Source organism: Phenylobacterium sp., assembly GCF_965284355.1.
GTDB lineage: Bacteria > Pseudomonadota > Alphaproteobacteria > Caulobacterales > Caulobacteraceae > Phenylobacterium.
On record NZ_OZ260078.1, the window covers coordinates 1,069,789 to 1,086,821 of the forward strand.

The 17,033-nt window shown below is 67.2% G+C and carries 15 protein-coding genes and 2 pseudogenes; 15 read left to right on the plus strand and 2 right to left on the minus strand.

The window, feature by feature from the left end:
- The first annotated feature begins 59 nt into the window (after positions 1 to 59).
- The 5 genes from ACQ66R_RS05195 (at position 60) to ACQ66R_RS05215 (ending at position 6,830) form a co-directional block, all read left to right on the plus strand.
- Positions 60 to 680, plus strand: coding sequence for a PEPxxWA-CTERM sorting domain-containing protein (locus tag ACQ66R_RS05195; protein WP_430419851.1), 621 nt, complete (start codon positions 60 to 62; stop codon positions 678 to 680).
- A gap of 112 nt (positions 681 to 792) precedes the next feature.
- The gene (locus ACQ66R_RS05200) at positions 793 to 3,621 is read left to right on the plus strand and encodes a TonB-dependent receptor domain-containing protein (RefSeq protein WP_430419853.1); all 2,829 of its coding nucleotides are present in this window, start codon (positions 793 to 795) and stop codon (positions 3,619 to 3,621) included.
- A gap of 55 nt (positions 3,622 to 3,676) precedes the next feature.
- Positions 3,677 to 5,005: an adenylosuccinate lyase gene (purB, locus tag ACQ66R_RS05205; protein ID WP_430419855.1), complete on the plus strand. Its 1,329-nt coding sequence runs from the start codon at positions 3,677 to 3,679 to the stop codon at positions 5,003 to 5,005.
- 57 nt (positions 5,006 to 5,062) lie between these two features.
- The gene (locus ACQ66R_RS05210) at positions 5,063 to 5,365 is read left to right on the plus strand and encodes an MmcQ/YjbR family DNA-binding protein (RefSeq protein ID WP_430426212.1); all 303 of its coding nucleotides are present in this window, start codon (positions 5,063 to 5,065) and stop codon (positions 5,363 to 5,365) included.
- A 49-nt stretch (positions 5,366 to 5,414) separates the two neighbouring features.
- Complete coding sequence (locus ACQ66R_RS05215) at positions 5,415 to 6,830, plus strand: coniferyl aldehyde dehydrogenase (protein ID WP_430419857.1); 1,416 nt, start codon at positions 5,415 to 5,417, stop codon at positions 6,828 to 6,830.
- Positions 6,831 to 6,864: 34 nt separating this feature from the next.
- On the opposite strand, the gene ACQ66R_RS05220 is transcribed toward ACQ66R_RS05215, so the two are convergent.
- Positions 6,865 to 7,188 carry a DUF1476 domain-containing protein gene (locus ACQ66R_RS05220; protein ID WP_430419859.1) on the minus strand — a complete coding sequence of 108 codons (324 nt, stop codon included), beginning with the start codon at positions 7,186 to 7,188 and terminating at the stop codon, positions 6,865 to 6,867.
- Between the two features lie 235 nt (positions 7,189 to 7,423).
- Between ACQ66R_RS05220 and purC the strand changes: the two genes are divergently transcribed.
- From purC to ACQ66R_RS05270, 10 genes and pseudogenes are all read left to right on the plus strand, one after another.
- Positions 7,424 to 8,179, plus strand: coding sequence for a phosphoribosylaminoimidazolesuccinocarboxamide synthase (gene purC, locus ACQ66R_RS05225; protein ID WP_430419861.1), 756 nt, complete (start codon positions 7,424 to 7,426; stop codon positions 8,177 to 8,179).
- A complete protein-coding gene (gene purS, locus ACQ66R_RS05230; RefSeq protein ID WP_293365296.1) occupies positions 8,179 to 8,418 on the plus strand; it encodes a phosphoribosylformylglycinamidine synthase subunit PurS in 240 nt (79 codons plus the stop codon). Before purC ends, purS begins: the two co-directional genes overlap by 1 nt.
- On the plus strand, positions 8,419 to 8,805 hold the full coding sequence (locus ACQ66R_RS05235; RefSeq protein WP_430419863.1) for a hypothetical protein: 387 nt from the start codon (positions 8,419 to 8,421) through the stop codon (positions 8,803 to 8,805).
- Entirely contained in the window at positions 8,802 to 9,260 is a 459-nt protein-coding gene (locus tag ACQ66R_RS05240) for a DUF3291 domain-containing protein (RefSeq protein ID WP_430419865.1), read from the plus strand. Before ACQ66R_RS05235 ends, ACQ66R_RS05240 begins: the two co-directional genes overlap by 4 nt.
- Positions 9,261 to 9,292: 32 nt before the next feature.
- On the plus strand, positions 9,293 to 9,955 hold the full coding sequence (gene purQ, locus ACQ66R_RS05245) for a phosphoribosylformylglycinamidine synthase subunit PurQ (RefSeq protein WP_430419867.1): 663 nt from the start codon (positions 9,293 to 9,295) through the stop codon (positions 9,953 to 9,955).
- Between the two features lie 522 nt (positions 9,956 to 10,477).
- A pseudogene (locus tag ACQ66R_RS05250) lies at positions 10,478 to 10,846 on the plus strand (trypsin-like serine protease); the annotation flags it as partial.
- Positions 10,847 to 11,323: 477 nt separating this feature from the next.
- Positions 11,324 to 11,437, plus strand: a pseudogene (locus ACQ66R_RS05255) (PEPxxWA-CTERM sorting domain-containing protein); the annotation flags it as partial.
- A gap of 124 nt (positions 11,438 to 11,561) precedes the next feature.
- Positions 11,562 to 13,475: a CocE/NonD family hydrolase gene (locus ACQ66R_RS05260; RefSeq protein ID WP_430419869.1), complete on the plus strand. Its 1,914-nt coding sequence runs from the start codon at positions 11,562 to 11,564 to the stop codon at positions 13,473 to 13,475.
- Positions 13,476 to 13,543: 68 nt separating this feature from the next.
- The gene (locus ACQ66R_RS05265) at positions 13,544 to 14,599 is read left to right on the plus strand and encodes a phosphotransferase (protein WP_430419871.1); all 1,056 of its coding nucleotides are present in this window, start codon (positions 13,544 to 13,546) and stop codon (positions 14,597 to 14,599) included.
- Positions 14,600 to 14,603: 4 nt separating this feature from the next.
- Positions 14,604 to 15,377 carry an SDR family NAD(P)-dependent oxidoreductase gene (locus ACQ66R_RS05270; protein WP_430419873.1) on the plus strand — a complete coding sequence of 258 codons (774 nt, stop codon included), beginning with the start codon at positions 14,604 to 14,606 and terminating at the stop codon, positions 15,375 to 15,377.
- On the opposite strand, the gene ACQ66R_RS05275 is transcribed toward ACQ66R_RS05270, so the two are convergent.
- Complete coding sequence (locus tag ACQ66R_RS05275; protein ID WP_430419875.1) at positions 15,374 to 16,963, minus strand: amidohydrolase; 1,590 nt, start codon at positions 16,961 to 16,963, stop codon at positions 15,374 to 15,376. The two genes, ACQ66R_RS05270 and ACQ66R_RS05275, sit on opposite strands and share 4 nt — an antisense overlap.
- Between the last annotated feature and the right edge of the window lie 70 nt (positions 16,964 to 17,033).

Sequence of the window (17,033 nt, forward strand, 5' to 3'; positions counted from 1 at the left end):
GTGGGCTCTACTTCCTGTTGCGTAGGTTCCCCGACATTCACCACGGATGGGGCCGGGGTATGCGCAAGTTTCTGATCGCCGCGTTCGCGGTCGCGGCCGTATCGCTGGGGGCCTCTCAGGCCCAGGCGGCCACCGTGCTCAACGCCGGCTGGACCACCGACTGCGGGAAATCCACCTGCTTCGACGAGAACGGCCAGTACCGGCAGACCTACTCCCGCGACGCCTTCAGCGGCCCCGTGAGCATCAGCCAGCTCCTGATGGACCGCGGCGTGCTTGGAACCCTGGATGGTAAAACCTTCCGTCTCAGCTTCCAGTTGAACGGCGAAGAGGTCGGAACCTGGGGTCAGTACAACATGGGCGGCATCGGCGGCGACCAGCTCTGGTTCGGCGGCGAGCAGGTCACCTGGAACCCCGAAGACGGCGATCTCGTCCTCGTCCTCCAGATCACGCCCCCGCCCAAGCCGGGCGCCGGCGGCTTCGGCGGCTTCGCTCTGCGCGAGGATGGCGACGGCGAATCAGCGCCCTTCGACATCGGCGAGGAAGGCGATGGCGGCCAGCCCGGCGGCCGCGAACCCGTCGCCGCCGTGCCCGAACCCTCAGCCTGGGCGATGATGATCATCGGCTTCGGCCTCGCCGGCGCCCTCGTCCGACGCCGCGCTGTGGTATTGGCGCAACCCTGACGCTGCAACCGCCCGCTAAACGGGTGTTGCCGGCTTGACATCATCTGTCGCAAATCTGTGATCTCCCCGCACGAGCGGCCGCCTGCACGTCGGCCGCAGGGGAGAACGACACATGAAATCCAAACTTGCGCAGGCCGCCTCGTGGGCGGTCCTGTTTGCGTTGGGCGCTGGCGCCGCGGCGTCGGCCCAGACGGCCAGCGTCGAGGAAGTGGTGGTGACCGGTTCGCGGATCCGCACCAGCCCGCTCGAGCGTGACCAGCCGGTCGTGGCCATCGACGAGGCGCTGGTCGCCAAGCAGGGCCTGACCTCGACGGTCGACGTCCTGCAGCGCATCCCATCCGCGGGCGGCGGCCTCAACGCCAAGTTCAACAACTCGGGCAACTTCGGCAATCCGCCGGACGGCGGCGGCGTCGGCGCGGGCTCTGCCGAAATCGACCTGCGCTACCTGAGCTCGCGACGGGTCCTGGTGCTGGTGGACGGCCTTCGTTGGGTGCCCGGCGCCGCGGCCTCGGGCGTGCCGGGCTCGGTCGACCTGAACACCATCCCGACGGCCATGATCAGCCGCATGGAAGTGCTCCAGGAAGGCGCCTCGCCGATCTACGGCTCGGACGCCATCGCCGGCGTGGTGAACATCATCACCAAGGAGCGCCAGGAAGGCTTCCAGGCCACGGCCCAGATCGGCCAGACCGACCACGACGACGGCTTCACCCAGGACTACAACGTCACCTGGGGCGCGACCGCCGGGAATCTCTCGATCGTCGTCGGCGGCGGCTACTTCAAGCAGGACCCGGTGTTCTCGGGCGACCGCGCGATCAGCCGCTTCCCGCAACCCTTCGCCACCGCCTGCGACTCCAGTTGCTCGTCGGGCACCCCTCTGGGCCGGTTCATCGTCAGCGACCCGAACACCGGCCGCGACCTGAACCTGACCCTCAAGTCGGCGCTGGCCCCGGGCGTCCGCCCCACCTACACGCCCCTCGATCCGACGGGCGCGGGGTCCAGCTTCAAGGGCTTCACGACCGCCGACCGCTTCAACTTCCAGCCGTTCAACTACATCTCGACGCCGCTGGAACGCGTCAGCCTGTTCGGTTCGGTCCGCCAGGACATCACCGAGAACGTCCGATTCCGCGCCCGCGCCAGCTACGTGCAGCGCAAGTCGGCCAACCAGGCCGCCCCGCTCCCGCTGTTCGTGGGGCCCGACGCCGGCAACGGCAATCTGCTGGACACCATTCGGGTCGACGCCACCAACCCCTTCAACCCCTTCGGCTTCACCCTGCAGCCCGGCACTTACGCCTTCATCGGCCGTCGCCTGGTCGAAAACGGCCCGCGCCACTACGAGCAGGAAGTCGACACCTGGAACGTGACCGCCACCCTGTCGGGCGACTTCTCGGTCGGCGACAAGGACTGGGCCTGGGACGTGAACGCGATCTACTCTCGCAACCACGCCGAACAGACCTTCACCGGCAACGTCAACGCTCAGCGCGTGCAGCAGGCCCTGGGCCCGCTGGCCCAGTGCACCGGCCCGTGCGTCCCGCTGAACATCTTCGGCGGCGCGGGCACGATCACGCCGGCGATGCTGCAGTTCATCGGCTTCACCCAGCAGGACACCAGCCAGCAGGAATTGACCGACTTCTCGGCCAACCTGACGGGCGACCTGTTCGACCTGCCGGCCGGCCCCCTCGCCTTCGCCGTCGGCGTCGAGCGGCGGCGGACCGAAGGCTACTTCCAGCCCGACGCCATCGTGGCGGCCGGCCTGTCGTCCGACATCCCGGCCCAACCGGCGAGCGGCAAGATCACGGTCAAGGAGGCCTACGGGGAACTGAAAATCCCGCTGCTGGCCGACATGCCGTTCTTCCACCGCCTGGAAGGCTCGCTGGCGGCGCGCTTCTTCGACTATTCCACCTCGGGCTCGGACGAGACCTTCAAGGCCGGCCTGTCCTGGCGTCCGGTCGAAGAAGTGCTGTTCCGCGCGTCGTGGGGGGAGGGCTTCCGCGCTCCGTCGATCGGCGAGCTGTTCGGAACCGCCTCGCGCTTCGACCAGGAGATCAACGACCCCTGCTCGGGCATCACGGCGGCGACGCCGGCCGCGGTCCGCACCAACTGCATCGCCCGCGGCGTTCCCGCCAACGGCAGCTACGTGCAGCTGAACCAGCAGATCTCGGTGGTCACCAGCGGCAACCGCGCCCTCAAGCCGGAAACCAGCGAAAGCTGGAACTTCAGTGGCGTTTGGGAGCCGTCGGCCCTGCGTGACACCAGCTGGTCGCGCAACGTCTCGCTGGAAGTCGCCTACTCGAACATCGAGCTGGACGACGCGATCCAGGCGCAGAACGGCCAGAGCCTGGTCGATCGCTGCGCCCAATCGAACGACGCCCTGGCCTGCGCCACCATCACGCGGACGGCCTCGGGCCAGATCGCCGGGATCGCCAACCCGCTGATCAACATCGGCGGCATCAAGACCCGCGCCGTCGACGTCAACTTCGTGTGGACCTCGCCCGAGTGGGACGTCGGCCAGTTCGGCTTCCGCTGGTATACGACCCGTCTGCTTGAGTTCAGCGAGTTCGTGCCGGGCGGCGCGGGCCTGGTGAAGATCGAGCGTGAAGGCACCGAGCGTGGCAGCCCCGACCAGGCCTTCCCCAAGTGGAAGTCCACGGGGATGCTGGACTGGGACAAGGACATGTTCGGCGCCACGCTGACGGGCCGCTACATCCACAGCGTCCAGGAAGCGGGTGCGGCCAACAAGCTGGAGTCGCGCCTCTACATCGACGCCCAGCTGCGCTGGCGGCCCAACTTCATGGACCAGGACATCTCGTTCGCGGTCGGTGTGAACAACCTGTTCGACAAGGACCCGCCCGGCTGCATCACCTGCGGCCTGAACAACTACGACCCGAACGCGTATGACGCGCCGGGCCGCTTCATGTACCTGCGCCTGAGCTACAAGCAGTAGCCGCGGCGCCGGTAGCCATTGACTAAGGGATCATGCGGCCGGATATCCCGGCCGCATGATCCCCCGCTACACCCGCAAGGAAGCCGCCGACGTCTGGTCGCCCCAGACCCGATTCAAGATCATGTTCGAGATCGAGGCCCACGCCGCCGACGCGATGGCGGACCTGGGCGTGATCCCGAAGGAGGCCGCCCGGGTCATCTGGGAAAAGGGCCGAGACGCGATCTGGAACGCCGACCGCATCGACGAGATCGAGCGCGAGGTGAAGCACGACGTGATCGCCTTCCTCACCCACGTCACTGAGATCGTGGGCCCCGAAGCCCGCTTCCTGCACCAGGGCATGACGTCGTCGGACGTCAATGACACCACCCTCGCCGTCCAGCTCTGCCGCGCCACCGACCTCCTGATGGAAGACGTCGATATGGTGCTGGCCGCCCTCCGGCGCCGTGCCTACGAGCACCGCCTGACGCCGACCGTAGGCCGCAGCCACGCGATCCACGCCGAACCCACCACCTTCGGGCTCAAGCTGGCGGGCCACTATGCCGAGTTCCAGCGCGCCAAGGAGCGCCTGGCGATGGCCCGCTTCGAGATCGCGACCTGCGCGGTGTCGGGCGCCGTCGGCACGTTCGCCAACGTGGCGCCCGAGGTGGAGGCCTACGTCGCCGACAAGATGGGCCTGGCCGTCGAACCTGTCTCGACCCAGGTGATCCCGCGCGACCGCCACGCGGCCTATTTCGCCGCCCTCGCCGTGGTCGCCAGCTCGATCGAGCGGCTGGCCATCGAGATCCGGCACCTTCAGCGCACCGAGGTGCTGGAGGCGGAAGAGCCGTTCGATCCGGGGCAGAAGGGTTCCTCGGCCATGCCGCACAAGCGCAACCCGATCCTGACCGAGAATCTGACCGGCCTTTCCCGCCTCGTGCGCTCGGCCGTGGTTCCCGCCATGGAGAACGTGGCGCTCTGGCACGAGCGCGATATCAGCCACTCGTCCGTCGAGCGCGGCATCTGCCCCGATGCCTGCGTCCACCTCGACTTCGCGCTGCGCCGCCTGGCGGGCGTGGTGGAACGCCTGGTCGTCTACCCCGAGAACATGGCCAAGAACCTCGACCGCCTGGGCGGCCTGGTGCATTCGCAACGCGTGCTGCTGGGGCTGACGCAGAAGGGCCTTTCGCGTGAAGCCAGCTATGCCGCGGTCCAACGCAACGCCATGAAGGTCTGGCGCGGCGAAGGCGCCTTCCTCGACTTCCTGAAGGCCGATCCCGAGATCACGCTCGCCGACGCCGAACTCGAAGACCTCTTCGACCTGGGCTACCACTTCAAGAACGTCGACGTGATCTTCGCCCGCGTCTTCGGCGAGGACGCCCACGCCAAGGCTCTGGCGGCCGAGTAGCGCACAGGAGGCGGCGTCATCTCCACGATCGATGACCTCCGCCGCCTCGCCCTCGCCCTGCCGGGGGCGCACGAGGTCACCTACAAGGGCAACCCTTGGTTCAACGTGGGCAAGAAAAGCTTCGCGCTGGCCATCGACGGCCGCGTGATCCTGAAGCTCGACAAGGGCCACCAGGAGCTGCTGTTCGAGATCCGGCCCGAGACGTTCAGCAAGTGCCCCGTCGCGACCGTCTACTGGAGCTATGTGGAGATCGCGCACCTCGACAACGCCGAGCTTGCGGACCTTGTTCTGGAGGCGTGGGCGCAGATCGTGCCCAAGAAGGTGAGCCGCCCCGTGCTGTCGGCGTCGGGCCGCCCTTGACGCGCCCCGCGTAAGGCCTCTCACCTCTCCCCAACGACGGGAGATACAGATGGACATGCAGGCGATCCTCGAGGCCCAGAAGGCGGCGCACCTGCGCGACGGGGAGGCCTCGGCCGAGCTGCGGATCGAGCGGATCGACCGCTGCATCCGCCTGCTGCGCGAGAACCGCGCGGCTATCGAGGACGCGGTGAACATCGACTTCGGCTCGCGCTCGCGCGAGGCCACGGCGGTGACCGACATCGCCGGCTCCATCGGCCCGCTGAAGCACGCCCGCGATCACCTGCGCGCCTGGATGAAGCCCGAGAGGCGCAAGACCACACCGGCCATCCTGGGCATGCTGGGCGCCAAGGCCGAGGTGCGCTACCAGCCCAAGGGCGTGGTGGGCGTGATCAGCCCCTGGAACTTCCCGGTGAACCTCACCTTCGCGCCCCTGGCCGGAATCCTGGCGGCGGGCAACCGGGCGATGATCAAGCCGTCGGAGTACACGCCGGCCACCTCCGAGCTGATGAAGACCATGTTCGGCGGCGCCTTTTCAGAGGAGGAGATCGCCGTGATCACCGGCGGCCCGGAGGAGGGCGAGGCCTTTTCGCGGCTGGCCTTCGATCACCTCATCTTCACCGGGGCCACATCGGTGGCGCGCCACGTCATGCGGGCCGCGGCCGAGAACCTGGTTCCGGTCACGCTGGAGCTGGGCGGCAAGAGCCCCGTCATCCTGGGCCGCAGCGCCGACCTGCAGACCGCCGCCGCCCGGGTGATGAACGGCAAGACCCTGAACGCCGGCCAGATCTGCCTTGCGCCCGACTATGTCCTTGCCCCGCATGACCGGATCGACGGCTTCGTGGACGCCGCGCGCGCCTCGGTCGCCCAGATGTTCCCGGCGATCAAGGACAACCCCGACTACACCTCGGTGATCGCCCAGCGCCACTACGAGCGGATCACCGGCTACATCGACGACGCCCGCGCCAAGGGCGCCCGGATCGTCGAGCTGAAGCCCGAAGGCGAGGACCTCTCGCAGCAGGAGCACCGGAAGATCGCCCCCACGCTGATCCTGGAGCCCACCGACGACATGAAGGTGATGCAGGAGGAAATCTTCGGCCCGGTCCTACCGGTGAAGAGCTATCGCACCGTCGAAGAGGCCATCGCCTACGTGAACGGACACGATCGCCCGCTGGGGCTCTACTACTTCGGCGACGACGCGGCCGAGCGCGAGACCGTGCTGGCGTCGACCACCGCCGGCGGCGTCACGGTCAACGACGTGATCATGCATGTGGCCCAGGAGGAGCTGCCATTCGGCGGCGTCGGCCCGTCGGGCATGGGCAGCTACCACGGCGCCGACGGCTTCCGCGAGTTCAGCCACCGCAAGGCCGTGTTCAGCCAGATCAAGAAGGACATCGGGCCGCTGAAGGCGCTGCGCCCGCCCTATGGGCCAGGGATTCGCAAGTTCCTGGCCGCCCAGCTCAAATGAAGCCTTCCCTCCCCTTCCAGGGAGGGAGCGCACCTTAGTTCCCCGCCCGCACGCTTTCGCGCGCCTGGGCCAGGAGCTCGGCCATCTTCATGCGGACTTCGCCTTCAGAGACGGCGACGCCCGAGCCCTTGAGGTCTTCGTAGACTTTGCGGAACACGTCCTCGTCGCCCGGCAGCTCGAAGTCCGACTTCACCACGGCCTTGGCGTATTCCTCGACGTGTGCGCCTTCGAGGCCCATCAGGCCTGCGGCCCACTGTCCCAGGGCGCGGTTCCGGCGCGCATGCGCCTTGAAATCCTGCTCCTGGTCGAGGGCGAACTTCTTCTCGAAGCCTTGTTCGCGTTCGTTGAAGGTCGTCATCGGGTCCTAGGGGTCAACTGCGTAGAGCGGGCGATCCCATATCGTGCGCCGAACGGGCCCGCAATGGAAAGCGGCAACCGCGCCGCTGGTTTGCGCCGCAGCGTCGCACACGCTATTTTTGCCTTGCCTGAATGGGGCGAGAGGCCGAGTCGGACCCGCGCGCGACTGACAACATCGCGCGCGTTTTTCGTTTCCCCGAACCGGACAAGTCCTCGCCCATGGAGAAGGCCCCACAATGACCCGCCGTAAGAAGATCTACGAGGGGAAGGCCAAGATCCTGTACGAGGGCCCCGAGCCCGGCACGCTGATCCAGTACTTCAAGGACGACACCACCGCCTTCGACGCCACCAAAAAGGCCGTCCTCGAGGGCAAGGGCGTCATCAACAACCGGATCTCCGAGTACATCATGACGAAGCTGAACTCGATCGGAGTTCAGAACCACTTCATCAAGCGGCTGAACCTGCGCGAGCAGCTGATCAAGGAGCTCGAGATCATCCCGCTGGAGGTGGTTTGCCGCAACGTGGCCGCCGGCTCGCTCTCGACGCGCTACGGCATTCCCGAGGGCCAGCCGCTGCCGCGCTCGATCATCGAATTCTACCTGAAGGACGACAAGCTCCACGACCCGATGGTCTCGGAGGAGCACATCACGGCCTTCAACTGGGCCTCGACCCAGGAAATCGACGACATGATGGCCCTCACTCTACGGGTGAACGACTTCCTGACCGGACTGTTCGGCGGCGTCGGAATCACGCTGGTGGACTTCAAGATCGAGTTCGGCCGCATCTACGAGAACGATTTCGCCCGGGTGATCCTGGCCGACGAGATCAGCCCCGACAGCTGCCGCTTGTGGGACTCGATCACCAACGAGAAGCTGGACAAAGACCGCTTCCGCCGCGACTTGGGCAACGTCATCGAAAGCTACACCGAGGTTGCGCGGCGGCTCGGGATCATGAAGGAGATGCCCACCGTGATTCAGGGGGGTCTCCACTAGTGCGCGCAAAGGTCCATGTGTTCCTGAAGCCCGGCGTCCTCGACGTGCAGGGCAAGGCGGTCGAGCAGGCGCTGCACGGCCTGGGCTGGGACGGCGTCAGCCAGGTCCGGGTCGGCAAGACCATCGAGTTTGACCTCAAGGCCGGCGACGCCGCCGCCGCCGAGGCCGAGGTGAAGGCCATGTGCGAGAAGCTGCTCGCGAACACGGTCATCGAAAGCTACCGGGTGGAGCTGGCCTAGGTGAGGCTTGCGGCGGCGCTCCTGCCGGTCGCCCTCGCCCTATCCGCCTGCACGCCGCCGGGGGTGGAGGATAAATCCACCTACCTCGGTCTCGACTGCGCCCAGCCTTTCGAGGCGCAGGCCGCCGCGCTGGCGGCCCAGCCTAAGCTCGACCCCGCCCCCGTCGAAACGGCGGAGCCCTACCGCTTCTACTCTAGCGTTGATGGCGGCACGTCCTACCTGATCACTCAGGCTTCGGCGCCGGCGCACCCTGCGATCATGATGCAGAAGGCCGGCGGCGGCACGGTCGTGACCACCGGCTGCCGATACGGAAGCCAGAAGGCCTACGATGAGCTGCTGGCCTATCTCGAAGGCCTGAAGACGTGGACGCGGAAGGGCTCGCAATGACCGGTTTCCACCTGGCCCAGTTCAACCTCGCGCGGCTCAGGGCTCCCATCGACGCGCCGGAGACAGCCGACTTTGTCGCCAACCTCGACCGCATCAACGCCATGGCCGAATCGCACGCCGGATTCGTCTGGCGGCTGAAGGGCGAAGGCTTCGACTCCACAAGCCAGCCGATCAAGTCCGACCCGCTGCTGATCCCCAACCTCTCGGTCTGGGAAACCCCTCAGGCGCTGGGCGCCTTCGTCTATCGATCCGACCACATGGCGGTCCTCAAGCGTCGTCGCGAGTGGTTCGAGCACATGGACGTGTACATGGCCCTCTGGTGGATCCCCGTCGGCCACCGCCCCGCGTTCGACGACGGCTTCGAGCGCCTCGACATCCTGGCGCGCCTCGGTCCGACCATCGACGCCTTCACCTTCCGCGACGCCTTCCCGGCGCCGGTCGTCGAGCGCGCCTGACTCCGCCCCCGAAGCATGCTACCGCGCGCGGCATGAAAGCCGCCGTCATCGTCTTCCCGGGTTCCAACTGCGACCGCGACTGCAAGGTCGCCATCGAACGGTCCACCGGGGCTACGGTCGACATGGTCTGGCACGGCGAAACGCGACTTCCGGACAGCCTGGACCTGATCGTCCTGCCGGGCGGGTTCTCCTACGGCGACTACCTGCGCTGTGGGGCGATGGCCTCGCTCTCGCCGGTAATGTCCGAGGTCAAGGCCGCCGCCGAGCGGGGCGTGGCCACGGTGGGTATCTGCAACGGCTTCCAGGTGCTGTGCGAGATGGGCCTGCTGCCCGGGGCTCTGCTGCGCAACGAAAAGCTGAAGTACGTCTGCAAGGCCGTCGACCTCGAGGTCACCAACAGCCAGACCCGCTTCACCGCCGGCTATCAGGGCCGCCGTCAGGCGACGATGACCGTCGGCAACGGCGAGGGGAACTTCTTCGCCGACGAGGCCACGCTGGACCGGCTTGAGGGCGAAGGTCAGGTGGTGTTCCGCTACCTCAACAATCCGAACGGTTCGGCCCGCGACATCGCCGGCATCATCAATCCGCGGGGCAACGTCCTGGGCCTGATGCCCCACCCCGACCGGGCGTTCGAGGCGGAACTGGGCTCGGCCGACGGCGCGATTCTGTTTCAGAGCGCCCTCGCCAGCGCCTGACACGGGCAGCGCCTGGCCGCCTGCTCACACACGGCCCAACCGCGACAGCGTAATCCTCAACCGGAAGATGAGGGCGCTATCGGCGCCGAATTTTCAGGCATCTGGTCGCGAGGGTCCGCGGCGGGGGAAAACACGACCCCATAATTCAACCCTCAGGGGAAAACGTGCCGTTCGTCGCGCGATTTGCAACAATGTTCGTTGACAGCCCCCCGTCACACAACGGCAATCTTGGTTAAGGGAATGTGGTTAAGGGGCTACTTTATGTTGTGGGGAAATAAGCGGCTGGCTCTTCGGCTGGCCATGGGTGCGACGACGGTCGCGATGTCGGCGGGGGCCGCGTCGGCCGCCGTGATTTCCGGCGAGGCCAACGGCCTGAGCTGGACCGCGCAAAGCACGATCATCGGCATGGGCCCGACGGGTCAGGGGACTGTCGACGTCAACGGCGTCACGCGCCTTGGCCCGGGCGGCAATGCGACCTATCTGCCCGACCCGGCCAAGCACAGCGGCACCGCGGCGCTGATCATGGAATACGCCAACGGCAACCGCTTCATCTGCTCGGGCAGCCTCGTCGGCGGCGGTCAGTCGATTGTGACGGCCGGCCACTGCGTGAGCGGCGGCGGCGGCGTCGAGGACGCCGACCTGGTGAAAACCACCGCCTACTTCTGGGACTACAGCACCCAGCCTGACGAACGCGTGCCGTTCAACGCCAACGCCGTGGCGATCGAGGTCGTCGACTACACGGTGCACCAGGACTACACGGGCGAGGTCATCGACCAGAACGACATCGCCGTTCTTCGCCTGGCCGACTACGCCCCGGCGTTCGCTCAGCGCTATGAACTGTACGACGAAGGCGATCTCACCGGCAAAACCTTCAACGTCAACGGCTACGGCGGCCGGTCTGACGTCGGCGGCGCGGCGGGCGTCTCGGCTCTGCCCAGCACCGGCTTGCTGCGTGAGGGCGACAACAAGTACGACTATGCTTGGGGTAATGCGCTCTTCCAGGGCTTCTTCACGGATCTCGACGGGAACGGTGAGAACTTCTTCGGCACCGCTGAAGTCGAATTCAGCTATATCTCGGATTTCGACAATGGCCTGCAGGCGCAGAACCAGTCGCGGCGTATCGCCAACGCGCTTGGGCTGGGACCACTCGGCAATACCTTCTTCAATGATTTGGGTCTCGGCGATCGCGAGGTCGGCGTCGCCGGTGGCGACTCGGGCGGTGGCGCCTTCATCGACGGCAAGCTCGCCTCGGTGAACTCGTACGGCCTGACCTTCGGTCCGAACTTCGGTGACTTCGGCGGCGGCCTGAACTCGGGCTGGGGCGAGTTCTCCGGCTACGTGCCGATCTTCATCCACACCGACTTCATCAACGACGCGATCGCCGCGGTTCCGGAGCCCACGACCTGGGCTCTTATGATCGGCGGCTTCGGCCTGGCCGGCGCCTCGCTGCGCCGCCGTCGGCTGGCGGTCGCCAAGGCCTGATCCGATACCGGATCTGAACGATTGCAGCGCCGTCGACCGCAAGGTCGACGGCGTTTGCATTTCCGGCCGTTGCCCCGGCCCCGCGAGGCCCTAAGCTCGCGGCATAGATCTCCCGAGGAACTCCATGCGTTTCCAAGTCCTGCTGGCCGGCGCCGCCGCCTGCGTCGCCCTCGCTGTCTCGTCCGCCGTAGCCCAGCCCGCAACGCCGTACATGACCCCCGACATCGCCAAGGACTTCGAGTGGCCCAGGGCGACTTACGACTACGAGAAGCGCGTCGAGATGGTCCCCATGCGCGACGGGGTGAAGCTCTACACGGTGATGATCATCCCGAAGGGGGCCAAGGACGCGCCGATCCTGCTGACGCGCACGCCCTACAACGCCAGGCGCGCCGCCCAGCGGGCGCTGTCGCCGCACGCCGCCGCCACCGGGCAGATGGTGGACGAGCCCTTCCTCGCCGACGGCTACATCCGCATCTACCAGGACGTCCGCGGCAAGTACGGGTCCGAGGGCGACTACGTCCTGAACCGCCCGCTGATCGGGCCGCTGAACAACACCAAGGTCGATCATTCCACCGACGCCTACGACACAATCGACTGGCTGGTGAAGAACGTGAAGGAGAGCAACGGCCGCGTCGGGATCACCGGGTCATCCTATCCCGGCTTTACGGCGGCCATGGCGCTGATCAACCCCCACCCGGCGCTGAAGGCGGCCGTGCCGCAGAGCCCGATGGTGGACGGCTGGATGGGCGACGACTGGTTCCAGAACGGCGCCTTCCGGACCACCAACTTCGACTGGTTCACCAGCCAGATGACCGGCAAGGGCGAAGGCGACGACATCCCGCGCCAGGCTTTCGACGACTACGACAATTTCCAGCGCGCCGGCTCGGCCGGCGACTACGCCAAGGCCGCCGGCCTCGACCAGATCCCCGCCTGGCGCAAGATCGCCGAGCACCCCGCCTACGATCAGTTCTGGCAGGAGCAGGCGGTGGACAAGCTGCTGGCGAAGCAGCCGCTGAAGGTGCCGACGCTGTGGGTGGGCGCCCTTTGGGACCAGGAGGACATCTACGGCGCCATCCACGCCTATGAAGCCACCGAGGCCAAGGACACGAACAACGACATGAACTTCCTGGCGCTGGGGCCTTGGCGGCACTCGGGCGTCAACTACGAACAGCGCCAGCTGGGTCCGAACCTGAAACTGCCCGGCGACACCGCCACCGAGTTCCGGCTGACGGTCATGAAGCCGTTCCTCGACGAACACCTGAAGACGAATGGCGCCAAGGCCAACATCCCGCCGGTGTTCATCTTCGACAGCGGATCGATGCGCTGGGACCGACTGCAGAAGTATCCGCAAACCACCCAGCTCAAGCCGCTGTACCTCAATCCGGGGATGGGGCTGTCCTTCGACAAGGCCATGGCGAAGGGGCAGATGTTCGAAGAGTACGTCTCCGACCCCGCCAAGCCTGTGCCCTATGTGCGCCGCCCGGTGCGGTGGGATGACGCCGACCAATGGCGCTTCTGGCTCACGTCGGACCAGCGCCACGTGGACGGGCGCCCCGACGTGCTGACCTTCGTGACCGAGCCCCTCAAGGCGCCGCTCAAGATCTCGGGCGAGCCGGTGGTGAACCTCTTCGCGTCCACCAGCGGGACCGACAGCGACTGGGTCGTGAAGCTGATCGACGTCTATCCCGACACGGTCCCGTCCGACCCGCAGATGGGCGGCTACGAACTGGGCGTGGCCATGGAGATCTTCCGCGGCCGCTACCGTGAGAGCCTGGAGAAGCCGACGCCCATCCCGGCCGGCAAGGTCCAGACCTACCGCTACGAACTGCCGCCCACGAACCACGTCTTCAAGCCGGGCCACCGGATCATGGTGCAGGTGCAGTCCAGCTGGTTCCCGCTCTACGACCGCAACCCGCAGACGTTCGTGCCGAACATCTTCTTCGCCAAGCCGTCGGACTACCGGAAGGCCACGCAGAGAATCTACGTCAGCGGCGAGACGGCGTCCTCGATCGAGCTTCCGGTGATCCCGGCGAACTGAGGCGCGTTGCACGGGGGTTCCGTGGCGTCCCCGTTGACCCGGGCGGCGGGATTGGGAGCATGGCGGCCATGAGCACCTCCGAAGCCCCCGATCCCCCGGTCCGCGACGTCCTCCCGGCGCATCGGTTCGATGAAGCCCGCCTCGCCGACTGGATGGCGGCGAATGTCGAGGGCTATCGCGGCCCGCTCCGCGTCCAGCAGTTCCAGGGCGGCGCCTCCAACCCGACGTTCCTGGTGACGGGCGGCGATGGCCACCGCTATGTCCTGCGCAAGAAGCCGCCAGGCCAGCTCCTCGCCTCGGCTCACCAGGTCGACCGCGAGTTCCGGGCGATGCGCGCCCTCGAAGGGCAGGTCCCGGTCCCGAAGATGCGCGCGCTGTGCGAGGAGCCCGACGTCATCGGCGCCACGTTCTACGTAATGGATTATCTGGAAGGCCGCATCTTCCGCGACGCCACCCTGCCCGGCCTGACGCCCACGGATCGCGCCGAGATCTACGACGACCTGAACGCCACCCTGGCCAAGCTGCACCAGGTGGACTTCGAGGCGGTGGGCCTGGGCGACTACGGCCGGCCCGGCAACTACTTCGAGCGTCAGATCGCCCGCTGGACCCGCCAGTATGAAGGCGCCAAGACCGACGAGATCCCGGCCATGGACGCGCTGATCGACAAGCTGCCGGCGCGCATTCCCACGGACCAGTCGGTTTCGATTGCGCACGGCGACTACCGGCTCGAGAACGTGATGTTCCACCCGACCGAGAACCGCATCGTGGCCGTGCTGGACTGGGAGCTTTCCACCATCGGCCACCCCCTGGCCGATATCGCCTACAACGGCTTCATCTGGCGCTCGCATTCGCCGGGCTGGGGAAGCCTGGACGGCGTCGACTTCGCCACCTCGGGCATTCCGACCGAGGCCGAGTACGTCGCGCGCTACTGCGAGCGCACCGGCCGCGGCGAGATCGAGGACTGGCCGTTCCTGATGGCGTTCTCGATCTTCCGCCTGGCCTCGATCAGCCAGGGCGTCTACCGCCGCATCCTGGGCGGCAACTCGGCCCGCGAGGGCGAGGCCATCAACGGCTGCCTGCCCCTGGCCGAACAGGCGCTGGCCATCCTCGAAGGGCGGGAATAGGCGCATGCACCTGGGACTCGACGGCAAGGTCATCTTCATCGCCGGCGCCAGCCGGGGCATCGGGCTGGGCATCGTGGAAGCCTGCCTGGCCGAGGGCGCGAAGCTGGCGATCACCGCCCGCGGCGCCGAGGCGCTCGAGGCCGAGCGGGCGCGTCTGGCCGACGCCTATGGGGCCGACCGGCTGCTCGCGATCAGCGGCGACATGCGCGACACACAGGTCATCGAGGACGCGGTCGCCCGCACCGAGGACGAACTGGGCCCGATCTTCGGCGCCGTCGCCAACGTGGGGCTCTACCCCTGCCCGCCCGGCTTCGAGGTGGACGACGAGACCTGGGACGCCGGCTTCACCCAGAACCTGGACTCGGCCTGGCGCCTGTCACGCGCCGCCCTGCGCCGCATGACACCACGAGGCGAGGGCTCAGTCCTGCTGATCAGTTCGATCGCCGGCCTGGGGGCATTGGGCACAGCCATGACCTACGGCACGTCGAAGGCGGCCATGAACCACATGACCAAGGAGCTGGCCCGCATCGCCGGTCCCAAGAACGTGCGGGTCAACGCCATCGCGCCCGGCAACATCATCTTCCCGGGCGGGACCTGGGAAGCGAACTCGACCGGCCCCCGCGCCGAAAACTGGGCCCGCTGGATCAACCGCGAGGTCCCTCTGAAGCGCTACGGCAAGCCCGAAGAAATCGGCGCCGTGGCCGCCTTCCTGCTGAGCCCGCTCGCCAGCTTCGTTACCGGCGCGGTGGTGCCCGTCGATGGCGGCCAGACGCGTTAGGGCTTCGCCGGCGGCGTCAGCTCCGGGAACTTCACGCCCAGCTGATCCAGGTAGGTCGGGTACTTCGCGGCGTCGTAGTACAGCGGCTTCATCAGCGGCCGGTAGGTCGCCATGATGTCGGCGTTGCGCTCGATCACCGGCTTGTCGCTCGCGCCGATGATCGGCTCGTAGCGGCCTTCCTTGACCTGCTCGGTCGTGAAGTAGGTCTTGGCCGCCGGCAACAGCTTGGGATCCAGCAGCAGGTCCAGCACGGTCATCGCCACCACCTTGCCGCCCGAGACCACGCCCTTGTGCGCGATCGGCGTGGCCATAGACATGGCGTTCGCCCAGTTGTGGCCCGGCAGGTTCGGGATGTTCGACGGATAGGTCAGCACCACCGTCGGCACGGTCCACGAGATGTCGCCGATGTCGTCCGAGCCGCCGCTGACCGGCGGATCGGTGGGCGCGCCCAGGGGCTTCAGCTTGAGTGCGAGGCCGTTCTGGTCTCCGCCCACCAGCTTCTGCACCGCCTTCGCGAACGCTTGCTCATCGGGCGTCCAGGTCGGAAGGCCGACCTTGTCGATGTTGGCCTGCATCGCGAGCGCCATGGGCTTGCTGAAGTGCCGCGGGGCGGCCGTCCCCACGATCCGCCGGCTCACCGTAGTGTCGGTCATCGCCGCGGCCGCGTCGGCGATCTTGTTCCCGAGCGCGTAGTTCCTGGAGATATTCTCGAAGTCGATCTCGCGGAAGAAGTACCAGACGCTGGCCTTCGACGGGACGACGTTGGGCTGGTCGCCGCCATCCGAGATCACATAGTGCGAGCGCTGCAGCGGCCGTAGGTGCTCGCGGCGCATGTTCCAGCCCATGTTCATCAGCTCGACCGCGTCCAGCGCGCTCTTGCCCCGCCACGGCGCCATGGCCGAGTGCGCGGACTCGCCGCTGAAGGTGTACTCGACCGACACAAGGCCCGTGCCCAGCGGCCGGCCCCAGCCGGTCTGCAGGTTGTCGCCGACGTGGGTGAAGATGGTAGCGTCGACGTTCTTGAAGACGCCGTCGCGCACGAACCAGGCCTTGGCCCCCACCAACTCCTCGGCCACGCCCGGCCAAAGCATCAGCGTTCCCGGGATCTTCTCCCGGGTCATGATCTCCTTGAGCGCCAGCGCAGCCACGATGTTCACCGCCTGGCCCGAGTTGTGCCCCTCGCCGTGACCAGGAGCGCCCTCGACCATGGGCTTGCGATAGGCCACGCCCGGCATCTGCGAGGCCTTCGGGATGCCGTCGATATCGCTGCCGAGGGCGATCACCGGCCCGCCTGTCCCGGACGTCCAGGTCGCGGTCCAGGCGGTCGGCATGCCCGACACGCCACGCGTGACCGTGAAGCCGTTCTTCTCCAGCAGGTCCGACAGGTAGCGGGAAGTCTCGAACTCCTGGTAGCCCAGCTCGCCGAAGCTGAAGACGGTGTCGACGATCTGCTGGGCCAGCTTGGCCTGGGCCTCGACCTTGGCCGCGGCCTCGGCTTTCAGCTTGGCTGGCGCGGGCGCCGCCATCGCCGGCTGACCCGTCAGCACCGCGGCGGCCGTAACGCCCGCCAGAATCGTCCGAAGCATTCCCAACTCCCCCTCACGCGAGGGCCGCAGCCGGACACGCCGGCGCGGGGAAATCAAGCTGCGGCTGGGC